General features: G+C 74.6%; 12 protein-coding genes. 3 read left to right on the top strand and 9 right to left on the bottom strand.

The window, feature by feature from the left end:
* Positions 1–8: 8 nt before the first annotated feature.
* The gene (locus ACZ6ZI_RS09495) at positions 9–1,301 is read right to left on the bottom strand and encodes an MFS transporter (RefSeq protein WP_469518662.1); all 1,293 of its coding nucleotides are present in this window, start codon (positions 1,299–1,301) and stop codon (positions 9–11) included.
* A gap of 143 nt (positions 1,302–1,444) precedes the next feature.
* On the bottom strand, positions 1,445–2,107 hold the full coding sequence (locus ACZ6ZI_RS09500) for a GntR family transcriptional regulator (protein WP_469518227.1): 663 nt from the start codon (positions 2,105–2,107) through the stop codon (positions 1,445–1,447).
* Positions 2,108–2,252: 145 nt separating this feature from the next.
* On the opposite strand from ACZ6ZI_RS09500, the gene ACZ6ZI_RS09505 reads away from it, so the two are divergent.
* The gene (locus ACZ6ZI_RS09505; protein WP_469518229.1) at positions 2,253–3,497 is read left to right on the top strand and encodes a DUF418 domain-containing protein; all 1,245 of its coding nucleotides are present in this window, start codon (positions 2,253–2,255) and stop codon (positions 3,495–3,497) included.
* Here ACZ6ZI_RS09505 and ACZ6ZI_RS09510 read toward each other — a convergent pair.
* Positions 3,475–3,810 carry a protease inhibitor I42 family protein gene (locus tag ACZ6ZI_RS09510; RefSeq protein WP_363053619.1) on the bottom strand — a complete coding sequence of 112 codons (336 nt, stop codon included), beginning with the start codon at positions 3,808–3,810 and terminating at the stop codon, positions 3,475–3,477. The genes ACZ6ZI_RS09505 and ACZ6ZI_RS09510 overlap by 23 nt on opposite strands.
* Positions 3,811–3,828: 18 nt before the next feature.
* A complete protein-coding gene (locus ACZ6ZI_RS09515; protein WP_469518232.1) occupies positions 3,829–5,748 on the bottom strand; it encodes a C1 family peptidase in 1,920 nt (639 codons plus the stop codon).
* 174 nt (positions 5,749–5,922) lie between these two features.
* Here ACZ6ZI_RS09515 and ACZ6ZI_RS09520 point away from each other — a divergent pair, with 174 nt between their 5' ends.
* On the top strand, positions 5,923–7,128 hold the full coding sequence (locus tag ACZ6ZI_RS09520) for a DUF1266 domain-containing protein (protein WP_469518234.1): 1,206 nt from the start codon (positions 5,923–5,925) through the stop codon (positions 7,126–7,128).
* Positions 7,129–7,201: 73 nt separating this feature from the next.
* Positions 7,202–7,615 carry a PPOX class F420-dependent oxidoreductase gene (locus ACZ6ZI_RS09525; RefSeq protein ID WP_469518236.1) on the top strand — a complete coding sequence of 138 codons (414 nt, stop codon included), beginning with the start codon at positions 7,202–7,204 and terminating at the stop codon, positions 7,613–7,615.
* A gap of 55 nt (positions 7,616–7,670) precedes the next feature.
* Here ACZ6ZI_RS09525 and ACZ6ZI_RS09530 read toward each other — a convergent pair whose 3' ends face one another.
* The 5 genes from ACZ6ZI_RS09530 to pdhA all read right to left on the bottom strand — a co-directional run bounded on the left by ACZ6ZI_RS09530 (position 7,671) and on the right by pdhA (position 13,221).
* Positions 7,671–8,435 carry a hypothetical protein gene (locus ACZ6ZI_RS09530; protein WP_469518238.1) on the bottom strand — a complete coding sequence of 255 codons (765 nt, stop codon included), beginning with the start codon at positions 8,433–8,435 and terminating at the stop codon, positions 7,671–7,673.
* Between the two features lie 19 nt (positions 8,436–8,454).
* A complete protein-coding gene (locus ACZ6ZI_RS09535) occupies positions 8,455–9,393 on the bottom strand; it encodes a GNAT family N-acetyltransferase (RefSeq protein WP_469518240.1) in 939 nt (312 codons plus the stop codon).
* 151 nt (positions 9,394–9,544) lie between these two features.
* Positions 9,545–11,020, bottom strand: a complete 1,476-nt coding sequence (locus ACZ6ZI_RS09540) for a dihydrolipoamide acetyltransferase family protein (protein ID WP_469518241.1) — start codon at positions 11,018–11,020, stop codon at positions 9,545–9,547.
* Positions 11,021–11,032: 12 nt separating this feature from the next.
* Positions 11,033–12,013, bottom strand: a complete 981-nt coding sequence (locus tag ACZ6ZI_RS09545; protein ID WP_363053610.1) for an alpha-ketoacid dehydrogenase subunit beta — start codon at positions 12,011–12,013, stop codon at positions 11,033–11,035.
* Entirely contained in the window at positions 12,013–13,221 is a 1,209-nt protein-coding gene (gene pdhA / locus ACZ6ZI_RS09550) for a pyruvate dehydrogenase (acetyl-transferring) E1 component subunit alpha (protein WP_363053609.1), read from the bottom strand. The genes ACZ6ZI_RS09545 and pdhA overlap by 1 nt, the downstream gene beginning before the upstream one ends.
* Positions 13,222–13,308 lie beyond the last annotated feature (87 nt).

Consider the following 13,308-nt stretch of genomic DNA (forward strand, 5'->3'; position numbering starts at 1 on the left):
CGGGGCCCTCAGACCCCGGCGGGTCGGGTGGTGGGGGCCGGCGCGGGCGCCTGGGCCTCGGCGCGCTCGCGGGGGACGGCATGCCCGCGCTCCCTCGCCCGCTCGCGGTCCCGTTCCCGTTCGCGGTCCAGCGCCCGGCCGCGCAGCCGCAGGATGTTCGCCACGCCCAGGGCCTCCAGGACGAACACCGCCGAGAAGGCGATCCGGTAGTCGTCGCCGGTGGCGTCGAGCAGGACGCCGACGGCCAGCAGGGTGGTCATGGACGCGAGGAAACCGCCCATGTTGGTGATGCCGGAGGCGGTGCCCTGGCGCTCGGGCGGGTTCGCGGGCCGGGCGAAGTCGAAGCCGATCATCGAGGCGGGCCCGCAGGTGCCGAGGACCACGCACAGGGTGATCAGCAGCCACATCGGTGCCCGGCCGCCCGGGTAGGCGAGGACGGCGCCCCACAGCGCGGCGGTCACGGCGACGGTGGTGAGGGCGAGCGGGATCCGGGAGGCCTGGCGGCGGCCCACGACGTGGCCGTAGACCAGCCCGAAGGCCATGTTCGAGGCGACGACCAGGGTCAGCAGCCCGCCCGCGGTGGTCCGGGACAGGCCCTGCGCCTCGACGAGGAACGGCATGCCCCACAGCAGGAGGAACACCATCGCGGGGAACTGCGTGGTGAAGTGCACCCACAGCCCGAGCCGGGTGCCGGGCTCGCGCCACGAGTCGGCGATCTGGCGGCGCACGTAGCCGCCCCCGCCGCGGGTCACGGGCGGCGGCCCGTACCCCTCGGGGTGGTCGCGCAGGAACAGCACCAGCGGTACGAGGACCACCAGACCGGCCACCGCGCTGCCCGCGAAGGCGGGCACCCAGCCGACCCCGTGCAGGACGGGCGCCAGGACGAGGGTGGAGACGAGGTTGCCCGCCATGCCGACCAGCCCGGCGAGCTGCGCCATCAGGGGCCCGCGCCGGGCCGGGAACCAGCGGGTGCCGAGCCGCAGCACGGAGATGAAGGTCATCGCGTCGCCGCAGCCCAGCAGGGCGCGGGCGGCCAGGGCCATGCCGTAGGACGGGGAGAGGGCGAAGCCGATCTGCCCGGCGGTGAACAGCACGACGCCCAGGGTGAGGACCTTCTTGGTGCCGAGGCGGTCCACCATCAGGCCCACGGGTATCTGCATGCCCGCGTAGACCAGCAGTTGCAGGAGGGAGAAGGCGGCCAGGGCGGAGGCGTTGACCTGGAAGCGGTCGGCGGCGTCCAGGCCGGCCACGCCCAGGCTGGTGCGGAAGATGACGGCGACGAAGTAGACGGCGACGCCGATGGACCAGACGGCGACGGCCCGCCGCCCGCCCGGCGGATCCGCGTGGACGCCGGGCCCGGAGGCGGACGCGGCGCCGGGGGAGGCGGAGGGGGAGGCGGAGGCGGAGGGGGAGGGAGAGGCGGCGGAGGCGCCGGAGGCGGCGGTCACCTGACCGGCCCCCGCACCATCTCGCCGACCCGGATCACGTGTCCGCGTACCGCCTCGGCCACCGTGGTGGCGTCCCCGGCGCGCAGGGCGCGCAGGATCTCGGCGTGGTCGGCCAGCGTCCGCTCCACCCGCTCGGGGTGCGCGTGGAGCAGGGCCACGCCCATCCGCAACTGCCGGTCGCGCAGCTGGTCGTAGAGCCGGCACAGGATCTGGTTGCCGGCGTTGCGCACGATCTCGGCGTGGAAGCACCGGTCGGCGGTCATCATCGCGGCCAGGTCCCCCTCGGCGGCGTGCCGGCGCTGGAGCGCGAGGAGTTCCTCCAGCCGCTCCAGCAGCGCGGGCGGTGCGGGCACGGCCCGCGTGGCGGTGAACTCCTCGACCAGCAGCCGGGTTTCGATCACGTCGGTGATCTCCTGCGCGGAGACCGGCAGGACCAGGGCGCCCTTCTTCGGGTACAGCTTGAGCAGCCCCTCGGTCTCCAGCCGCAGCAGCGCCTCGCGGACCGGGGTGCGCGAGACGCCGACGGCGTCCGCCAGACCGCCCTCGGTCAGCAGCGTGCCGCCCTCGTAGCGCCGGTCGAGGACGCCCTCCTTGACGTGCTGGTAGACGCGTTCGGCCGCGGTGGGGGCGGGGGGCGCCGGCGGCGCGGAGGCGAGCATGCGCACAGCATAGATACAAGAAGGGTGCAAGGCGGGTCCCGTCCGGGATGTGGACGCGCCGGCCCGGCCCCTGCATCGAAGGGTGTACGCGGCCTTCGTCCACCGGCAGGAGGATTCGGGCCGCCCCCGCCGGGACGCTTGTTCCATGGCCCACAACGCCCCGCCCGACGCCCACGCCTCCGCTCCCGCGTCCGCGCCCGGGTCCACGACCGCCCCCTCCGCCGACCCGAACCGCTCCCCGTCCGGCTCCCGGATCCCGCTCCTCGACGTCCTGCGCGGCGCCGCCATCCTCGGCACGCTCATGACCAACGTGTGGATCTTCGCCTCGCCCGGTTCCGAGTGGGCCGTGCTCCAGGGCGGCCTGGACGTGCCCGACCCGCTCGCCGACCCCCGGGCCTCCACCATCGCCGAGGCCGTCTTCCGCTTCCTCGCCGACGGCAAGTTCCTCGCCCTGCTGACCATCCTCTTCGGCGTCGGGCTCGCCATCCAGTACGACTCCGCGAAGCGCCGCGGCGAACCCTGGCCGGGCCGCTACCCGCGCCGGGCGGCGTTCCTCTTCCTGGAGGGGACCGTCCACTTCGTCCTGATCTTCGCCTGGGACGTGCTCATGGGGTACGCCGTCACCGCGCTGCTCGTCGCCTGGTTGCTGGCCCGCTCCGAGCGGGTGCGGAGCATCGCCCTGTGGACCGCCGCCGGCCTGCACCTGACCCTGGTCGGCCTGATCACCCTCGCCGCGCTCGCCGACCCCGACGAGGGCCCCGAGGCCCCCGACCCGGACGCCGTCGCGCTCTACGCCCACGGCGGCTGGGGCGACCAGATCCGCTTCCGCCTGGACAACGCCCTCGCCCTGCGCATCGAGCCCGTCTTCTCCTTCGGCCTGCTCGTCTTCCTCTTCCTGCTCGGCGTACGGCTGCACCGCGCCGGCGCCTTCGCCCCGACCGACACCGGCCGCCGGATCCGCGTCCGCATGGCCGCCTGGGGACTGGGCCTCGGCCTGCCCCTCGGCATCGCCGCCGACCTCGGCGGATCCGACTTCTTCGTGCTGGGCCGCTACGGCATCGCCCCGCTGGTCGCCGTCGGCTACATCGGCCTGATCGGCGTCGTCCTCGACCGGTTCCGCCTCCCCGGCGCCCGCTCCCTCGGCGCCGTCGGCCGCACCGCCCTGTCCGCCTACGTCGGCCAGAACCTGCTCTGCGCCCTGCTCTGCTACGGCTTCGGCCTGGGCCTCGCCGACCGCTTCGGCGACACCGGCCCCTGGTGGGTCATGGGCCTGTGGGCCGGCGTCTCCCTCACCCTGGTGCTCTGCGCCCGGCTGTGGCTCGCCCGCTTCGACCGGGGACCGCTGGAGGCCGTCCAGCACCTGGCGCTCAGCCCCCGTCGCCGGCGGTGACCACCACCTCCAGGACGAACTCGTCGTACGGGGCCTCCTGCGGGAAGGGCGGCCGGACCTGCGCGAAGCGGATCCGGGCCCGCCCGCCCGCACGCCGGCCGCGCACCACCCAGGTCCGCTCCACCGGCTCCCCCGGCGCCACAGGCTCCCCCGACGCCGCCCCCTCGCCCGGCGCGGACGCGGCCTCGCCCACCGTGACCGCGTCCGCGTCGCCGGACACCTGCCAGGTCCACACGTACCCGCGCGCGCCCCGACCGGTGAGCCTCAGCTCGTACGAGCCACCGGCGGCCAGGGCGATCGTGCGCACTTCCACCCGCGAGGACCTCCCGGCTCAGGCGGGGCCGATCACCGACCCCTCGTGCCAGCCCGCGCCGTCGCGCCAGTGGTGCTGGAGCAGGCGGTCGGTGCGCAGGACGACGACTTCCAGGTTGAACCCGAAGCTGCCCTGGAGCATCCCGGTGACGGCCAGGACGTCGCGGCCGAAGGTCGCCGAGCGTGTCCACGGCGCCCCGGAGGCGTTGCCCCGCCACCAGTGCTCGACCCGCCCGTCCCCGACCGCCACGCACAGCTCGTAGTTCCCGGCGGTGTCCTCGTCCGCCGCCCCGTACTGGCCCTCGATCATGCAGGGCGCCGAGGTGACGCCGCCCCCGAAGACCTCCCCCGGCCGCCACACGAACCCGTTCGCGTCGTCGCGCCACCACAGCTGCATCCGGCCGTCCGTCCGGGCCGCGACCAGGTCGAGGTGACGGGCCCGCGTCTGCACCAGGGCGGGCCCGTAGTGGGCGATGCCGGAGGCGAAACGACCGCCGTCGTTCCAGGTCCAGGGGGCGCCGTTGATCCGCCACCAGTGGTTGAGCCGGCCGTCCGCGGTGCGGACCACCACCTCGAAGTTGCCGGGCTTGCCGTAGTCGCTCTGGATGAACGCCGGCGTCGAGCCGACGGCCGCGTCCCCCGGCCCGAACGCGCCGCCGTCGCGCCACACCCCGACCGCCTGCTCGTAGTACCAGTGGCGCAACCGGCCGCCCGTGGTGACGTGCAGCGACTCCATGTTCCGGTTGTAGGTGGTGCCGGTGAAGGCCGGCAGGCCCGACGCGTCCCCGGCGAAGGTCGCCTCCGGCGTCCAGGCGAAGGGCGGCTCGCCCTCGCGCCACCAGTGCCGCAGCCGGCCGCCGCCCGCCGTCGCCGCCAGCTCGAAGTTGCGGTGGGCCCGACCGTTGCCGCTCTCGTACACGTTGCCCGTGTGCAGCCGGCGCTTGCTCCACGGGTCGATGTTCGTGCCGAGCAGCCCGCACTTGGCCCAGTGGTCGATGTTGGCCTCGCCGTAGGCGATCCGGCCGTAGCCGCCCACGTGGTGCTCCGGCCCCCAGGAGTTCTTGAACAGCCAGCATCCCGCCGCGTCGTCGTAGCCGACGACCAGCACGCAGTGGCCGCCCGCGAGCCGGTCGACGGTGCGGTGGTAGACGCCCGAGCCGAGCGCGAAGAAGTCCTCGTGGACGTCGAAGCAGGCCGTCAGCGGCCCGACCGTGTCCAGCCACACCTTCTGCTGCTCCACGTCCCCGAGCCGGACGAAGTCGCTGATGCGCACCGTCCGGCCCGAGCGGTCCCAACTCGGCGTGTACTCCGCCCGCCAGGCCTTGCGGCGCCGGACGGGCAGGCCCGCCGGCGGGGTGCCGTACGGCCAGCAGTCCGGGTCGGCGAGACCCCCGTTGAACACGATCCAGTCGAGGGCCGTCTCCGGGTCGCCGCCCTGCCCGCACGCGAGCCGGAGCCCGTCGCGGACGTCGCCCTCGGAACGCTCCGCCCACACGTCGTGCTCGATCCGGGCCATCGACTCAACGAGCCCGACCGCCCCGAACGCCCAGGAGGTACCGCAGGGGTTCTGGTCCTTGACCTTCGTCAGCCACGGCCACCCGAAGCGCTCGCGCCAGTCCACGGCGGCGGGTCGGGCCGTCCCGGACACCGCCGGCCCGGACACCGCCGGCCCCGACACCGCCGGCCCGGCGGCGAGCAGCCCGTGCGCGGCCCTGCGGCGGTTCAGGTGCGGGTTGCCGCTCTCCGCGCCGATCAGCGCCCGCAGGTCGACGAGGCCCGCCTTGGCGGCGGGCGTCAGGTTCGCCCCCGGGTCCAGGCCCAGCGCCGGTCTCGGCAGCGGATCCCCGTCCGCGAGGTGCTCGGCGACCGACCACCTCGCCCCGCGCTCCGCGAGCCGCGCCCGCAACTCCCCCACCGTCCGGACGTGCTCCTCCGGCATACCGTGCCCCCCACTCGGTCGTGCGCCACGGGAGCGTCTCCCCGTCACCGGAGCCCGTCAAGGGGGTCCGTACGGTCGCACGGGAACACGGGGGTCGTACACCGCGGCCGGGAGACAGGACCGGCGGGCGGGCGGCCGGACCGAGCCCCCGGAGCGTCCCGGTAGGGTCCCCGTATGGATGGCTGGACGGCGCCGAGCGCGATCGAGCGAGAGCTGTACGAGGCGAAGTGCCGCGGCGACTGGGGCGCGTACCTGGACGCGCTCGCGCGGGCCCGGCTCTTCCTCGCCCAGCCCCGCGCGCGGGCCGACGCCGAGCCCGGCAGCGTCCGCTTCTTCCCGACCCCGCGGGGCGCCCTCGTCGTCCAGACCGCCGGGACGCTGCCCGCGCCGACCCCCGAGACGGTCTACGAGTCCCAGGGCCTGGGCTGGTTCGCGAAGGTGTGGACCCCCGCCGACCCCGCCCACCTCGCGGTGAACCCGGGCACGCCCTGCGAGGCCTACCTCACCACCACCCCCGCCGACCTGGCCCGCTGGCGCGCGCACGCCGAGGCCGCGCCCTCCCTCGGACTGCCGCCGGGCGGCGTCCACGCCCTGTTCACCGGCGGCCCCCTGCACGGGGCGGTCGCGCACGGCCTGGCGGTGGGAGCCCATCTCTCCGTGTCCAACGGGGAGTTCTGGAACGCCCTCGCCTACCACGGCAACGGCTACGGCCGGCAGCGCGCCCGCCTGCGCGACAGCTGGGACATCACCGACCGCGAGGGCTGGCTCCACACCCTGGAGCAGCTGCTGACCGCCCGCGTCGTCAGCCCGGTCTGGGAGTACGCCCTGCGCGTGCGCCGCGTCCTGGCCTCCGACTTCGCCGGGCCCGTGGACACCGAGCACTGGAGGCACGCCGCCGAGGCGGGCCTGCGCCGCAGCGCGGAGCTGTCCGCGGAACCGCGGCTCACCCCCGACGGGGTCACCCTCGCCCGGCCGCGCCCCGGCGCCGAGGTGGAGGGCGAGATCGCCGGGGTGCGCCGGCTGATCGGCCGCATCGCCCGCTACGAGCAGCGCTTCCGGGCCGACGGGCTGCTCCCCGAGGACGGCTGGGTGCGTTCGGTGGAGGCCTGGGACATCGGGCGGGCCTCGCAGATGGCCCGCTGGGGACTCGGCGCCCGCTACGGCGACCTGGAGGAGGCGGAGCGCGGGGTGCTGCGCGCCGGGGAGGCGGCGCGGCGCACGTACCGGTCGTGGGAGGAGTTCTCCGCCGGGTACGCCCTGGGCCGGTGCCTGCACTTCGACGAGGAGGCGTTCGGGGAGTGGTACACCGGCGCCCTCGCCACCCACCTGACGCTGACCACCGACCCCGCCGGCCCGTGGCGCAACATCCCCTGGCGGTAGCGGACTTCCGCCCCCCTCGGGGCCGGCTCGAAACGAGCGGTGTCGGGCTCCGGCCCGAACTACCCTCGGCCGCATGACCCTTGTGCTGAACGACTCCGTGCGCCGACTGCTGGACACCCCCCACCCGGCGGTGTTGACCACCCTCAACCCCGACGGCAGCCCGCAGAGTTCGGTGATCTGGGTGAGCCGGGACGGCGACGAGCTGCTGATCTCCACCGAGCGCGACCGCGCCAAGGCCCGCAACATCGCCCGCGACGGCCGGGTCGGGCTGACGGTCTTCGACCTGGCCGACCCCTACCTCTACGCGGAGATCCGCGGCGCGGCGACGCTCACGGAGGACGTGGACCGGACCGTCGCCGCCCGCATCGCCACCGAGTACGTCGGGGCGGAGGCCGCCAAGGAGTACCAGGACACCTCGGACGGGGCCGTACGCGTGGTCGTGCGCATCACCCCGACCAAGGTGCTCGGCAGCGCCGCCAAGGCCTGATCCGGCGGGACGACGCGGAGCGGGACGGCGCGGAACGGGTCGGGGCCGGGGTCGGCTACGGCAGCCCCGCGCGCACCCGTGCCCAGGCGTCGACGGTCTCGGTCAGCGCGTCCCCCTCCGGCAGGTGCGGCCGGGCGGCGTCCGTCCACCGCAGCAGCCCCTTGATGCGGCGCAGGTGCACGATCCGCGGCCGGGGCAGGTCCCGCCAGGCGCGGGCCTGCTCGGCCGCCTCCCGCGGGGTGAGGTCGATCAGGGCGAGCACCTCCCGGCACAGTTCGGCCGGATCGCCGCCCGGTCCGGGGCCGAACTCCCGCAGCAGGTAGCCCCGTACGAAGGCGAGCTCGATGCCGCGCACCGGCGCGGAGGCGTCCTCCCACCGGGCGCAGCGGTCCGCCGCCTCCAGCGCGATCCGGCCCCAGCGCAGCCGCACCTCCTGCGGCAGCCGCTCGTCGCGCATCCCGGCGACGGCGAGGCCGCGCAGGGTCCGGGGGCGCGGCTCGTCGCGCAGCGGCGGGTCGGTCGCCAGCCAGGCCTCCAGCTCGGGGAGGGTGTGCCCGTCGGGCGGCACGGAGGTGAGCACCTGGCCCCTGCTGAGCAGCGCGACCACGGGGCCGGCGAGGCGGACCCTGGCGGTGTGGCCGGCGTCGAAGAAGTCGACGGTGCGACCGTGGCGCTCCATGGCGCGGAGCCAGACCCGGTACTCCCCGGCCGCGTACACCTGTCCGGTGCGCGCCACGCCGCCGACGCACCGTACGAGGCAGACCCCGCCGTCGGCGTCGGACTCCTCCACGGCGTACACCTGAAGCTCGGCGATCGGCATGCCGGGAGGCTACCGCGCGTCAGGGCCCGGGCGGGGCCTCCAGGACGAGACGGATCTCGGTGACCTCGTAGCCGGCCCGGTCGAAGGCGGCGGCCATCGGGAGGTTGACGGTGTCGGTGGTCGCGGTGACGCGTTCGGCGCCCTCGGCGGCGTGGAAGCGGGTGATCTCGGCGAGGATCTCGTCGATCAGGCCCCGGCCGCGCAGTTCGGGGACGACACCCAGGTAGCCGACGTTGCGGTGGTAGGGGGTCGCGGAGGGGATCGCCATCCCGGCGAGGGTGCCGTCGGGCAGGTGGGCCAGGCGCCACCAGGAGCGTTCGCCGGGGCAGTCGCGGTAGAACTCGAAGTCCTCGCGGGCGAGTTCCTCCTCGGTCATGGAGGCGAGTTCGTGGCGGGTGGCGAGGTCGAGGCTGCCGCGCGAGAGCCGGACGAAGGCGTCGAGGAACTCCTCGTCGGTGCCCTCGCGGAAGACGAGCGCGCCGGTGGGGGCGGTGGTGCCGGCGGCGGGGGTCCACTCGTAGCGCAGGCGCTCGATCTCGCGGGTCAGGCCGGTGCGGTGCGCGGCCTCCTGGCGCCAGGCCACCGCGGCGGCCAGGGCGGCGTCCTCGCGCCAGCCCCGGGGAAGGGAGAGGTTGTAGCCGGGGCGCTTGCCGAAGGCCTCGTGTCCGGCGGCGAGCAGGGCGCCGGCGACGGCGGCCGGGTCGGTGACGCCGGCGCGGACCTGGAGGCAGTCGAGGGCGAGGGGGCGTTCGCTGTCGGCGCGGCCCCACCACAGGGCGCGGGCGAGCACGTCGCCGTCCTCGTCCTCGGCGAACCAGGTCCACTCGGGGCGGAGGCGGTTCTCGGCGAGCTCCTCGCGGATCCGGTCGGCGGGGAGGGCCTCGACGGGGCCGTCGGCCGGGTGGGCCAGGGCGCGGTCGAGGTCGTTGGGGTCTGCGGTGGCAGGGCGGAATCGCATGGGCCGATGATCACACCGAACAACGCCTCCGGCCAGGGATTTCGTGTTCCGTCGGCGCCGGCCCGTGCGGGGCACCGGGGTGCCCCGCACGCACGGGGGCCGGTCCCCCGCGCGTGCGGGGGACCGGCCCTCGGGTGCGGCGACTACCGGGTCAGGACCAGGTGACCAGTCGGCGCGGGTGCTCCAGGACGGCGGCGATGTCGGCCAGGAACTTCGAGCCGAGCTCTCCGTCGATGAGGCGGTGGTCGAAGGACAGCGCCAGCGTGGTGACCTGGCGCGGCTTGACCTTGCCCTTGTGGACCCACGGCTGGAGCTTGATCGCGCCGACCGCGAGGATCGCGGACTCGCCGGGGTTCAGGATGGGCGTACCGGTGTCGACGCCGAAGACGCCGACGTTGGTGATGGTGATGGTGCCGTTCTGCATGTCGGCCGGGGAGGTCTTGCCCTCGCGGGCCGTGGCGACCAGCTCGGACAGGCCCGTCGACAGCTCGCCGAGGGTCTTGGCGTGCGCGTCCTTGATGTTCGGCACGATCAGCCCGCGGGGGGTGGCGGCCGCGATGCCCAGGTTGACGTAGTGCTTGAGCACGATCTCCTGGGCCGCCTCGTCCCAGGACGCGTTGACGTCCGGGTTGCGGCGGATGGCGATCAGGACGGCCTTGGCGATCAGCAGCAGCGGGTTGATCCGCAGCCCCGCGAGGTCCGGGTCGTCCTTCAGCTCCTGGACGAGCTTCATCGTGCGGGTCACGTCGAGGGTGATGAACTCGGTGACGTGCGGCGCGGTGAAGGCCGAGGTGACCATGGCCTGCGCGGTGACCTTGCGGACGCCCTTGACGGGGATCCGGGTCTCGCGGGCCGTCCCCTCGGACGGCGCGGAGACCGCGGCGGCGGCGACCGGAGCGGCGACGGGCGCCGGCGCGGCGGCCGGGGCCTCGGCGACCGGGGCGGCCTGCGGGGCGAGCGCCGCGGCGGCGGCCGCGTGCACGTCCTCGCGGGTCACGACCCCGCCGTCACCGGTGGGGACCACCGCGGCCAGGTCGATGCCGAGGTCCTTGGCGAGCTTGCGCACCGGCGGCTTGGCCAGCGGGCGCTCGCCGGCGACGTGCCCGTTGCCGTTGAGCACGGCGGTCGCGGGGGCCGCGGCCGGGGCGGCGACCGGCGCGGCCGCCGGGGCCGGCTGCTGCGCCGGGACCACGGGGGCGGCGCCCTCGACGGCCTTGCGCGGCCGGCGCTTGGTGGACGCCTGGGAGACCCCGTAGCCCACCAGGACCGGCTGGCGACCCTCGGCGACCGGCTCTTCGACGGCCGGGGCGGCCGGGGCCGGCGCGGCGGGCGCGGCCGCTTCGACGACGGCCTGCGCGGCCGGGGCCGCGTCCTCGTCGCCGGCGGGACCCGTCCGTACGGAGATGATCACCTGGCCGACGTCGACCGTGACGCCCTCGTCGAACAGCAGCGCGTGCACCACCCCGTCGAAGGGGATGGGCAGCTCCACGGCCGCCTTCGCCGTCTCGACCTCGCAGACGACCTGGCCGTCGGTGACGGTGTCACCCGGCTGGACGTACCACTTGAGGATCTCGGCCTCGGTGAGGCCCTCGCCCACGTCGGGCATCTTGAATTCGCGGATCGTCATGACGCGGGTCTCCTAGTACGCCAGCGAGCGGTCGACGGCGTCGAGCACCCGGTCCAGGCCGGGCAGGTACTCGTCCTCCAGGCGGGCCGGCGGGTAGGGGGCGTGGAAGCCGCCGACGCGCAGGACCGGCGCCTCCAGGTGGTAGAAGCACCGCTCCGTGATGCGGGCGGCGATCTCCGCGCCCACGCCGAGGAACACCGGCGCCTCGTGGACCACCACGAGCCGGCGGGTGCGCTCGACGGAGGCCTGGAGCCCGTCGAAGTCGACCGGGGACATCGAGCGCAGGTCGACGACCTCCACCGACTTGCCCTCCTCGGCCGCCGCGGCCGCCGCCTCCAGGCAGACCTTCACCATCGGGCCGTACGCGGCCAGGGTGAGGTCGGTGCCGGAGCGGGCGACGCGCGCCTTGTGCAGCTCGCCGGGGATGGCCTCGACGTCGACCTCGGCCTTGTCCCAGTAGCGGCGCTTCGGCTCGAAGAAGATCACCGGGTCGTCGCTGAGGATGGCCTGCTGGAGCATCCAGTACGCGTCGGAGGCGTTGGACGGCGAGACCACCTTGAGGCCCGGAACGTGCGCGAAGAGCGCCTCGGGGGACTCGCTGTGGTGCTCGACGGCGCCGATGCCGCCCGCGTAGGGGATGCGCACGACGACCGGCAGCTTGATCTTGCCGAGCGCGCGGGCGTGCATCTTCGCGAGCTGCGTGACGATCTGGTCGTAGGCGGGGAAGACGAACCCGTCGAACTGGATCTCCACGACCGGCCGGTAGCCGCGCAGGGCCAGGCCGATGGCGGTGCCGACGATGCCCGACTCGGCGAGCGGGGTGTCGATGACCCGCTCCTCGCCGAAGTCCTTCTGGAGCCCGTCGGTGATGCGGAAGACGCCGCCGAGCTTGCCGACGTCCTCACCCATGATCAGGACCTTGGGGTCGGTCTCCAGGGCCTTGCGCAGCGACTCGTTGAGCGCCTTCGCGATCGACATCTTTTCGACAGCCATCAGTGGCCCTCCTCGAAGGACGCGAGGTAGGCGGCGAACTGGGCGCGCTCCTCGTCGACGAGCGCGTGCCCGTCCGCGTAGACGTTCTCGAAGATCGCCATGGTGTCGGGGTCGGGCATGGCGCGCACGACCTCGCGCACCCGCTTGCCCAGGGTCTCGCTCTCCGCCTCCAGCTGCTCGAAGAACGCCTCGTCGGCGCCCCCGCTCGCCAGCAGGTGGGCCTTCAGGCGCAGGATCGGGTCCTTCGCCTCCCAGGCCGCGGTCTCCTCGTCGCGCCGGTACTTCGTCGGGTCGTCCGAGGTGGTGTGCGCGCCCATGCGGTACGTGAACGCCTCGACGAGGGTCGGGCCCTCGCCCCGGCGGGCCCGGTCGAGCGCCCAGCGGGTGACCGCGAGGCAGGCCAGGACGTCGTTGCCGTCGACGCGGACGCCCGGGAAGCCGAAGCCCTGGGCGCGCTGGTACAGCGGGACGCGCATCTGGCGCTCGGTGGGCTCGGAGATGGCCCACTGGTTGTTCTGGCAGAAGAACACCACGGGGGAGTTGTAGACCGCCGAGAAGGTGAACGCCTCGGCCACGTCGCCCTGGCTGGAGGCGCCGTCGCCGAAGTAGGCGATGACCGCCGAGTCCGCGCCGTCCTTGGCGACGCCCATGGCGTAGCCGGTGGCGTGCAGGGTCTGCGAGCCGATGACGATCGTGTACAGGTGGAAGTTGTTGGTGGAGGGGTCCCAACCACCGTGGTTGACGCCGCGGAACATGCCGAGGAGGTTCGTCGGGTCGACCCCGCGGCACCAGGCCACGCCGTGCTCGCGGTAGGTCGGGAAGACGTAGTCGTCGTCGCGCAGGGCCCGGCCGGAGCCGATCTGCGCGGCCTCCTGGCCCAGCAGCGAGGCCCACAGGCCCAGCTCGCCCTGACGCTGGAGGGCGGTGGCCTCTCCGTCGAAGCGGCGGGTCAGGACCATGTCGCGGTAGAGCCCGCGCAGGTCCTCGGTGGTGATGTCCGCGACGAAGGGCGCGAACTCCGCGAGGTCGGGATTGTCCTTGACCTCGACGCGTTCGCCCTCGGGCGTCAGCAGTTGTACGAGCTGAGGCTCGGCGTCGTGCGGCTGTGCGGTGGCAGCGGCGGTCTTGCGGGCGCTCGCCGCGCCTGCCGCCCGCTTGGTGCCGCTGCTGCGTCGCGGCTTGCGCGCGGCAGTGCTCTCCACGGTCACGTGTGCTCCTCCGTCGGTCCGGCACCCGGGTTCTCCGGGGACCAGTGCGGCTCACCTGTATCCGGTTCCCGCGCACGGGGTGGGTGC

The sequence above is a fragment of the Streptomyces sp. NPDC103540 genome, from assembly GCF_055584445.1.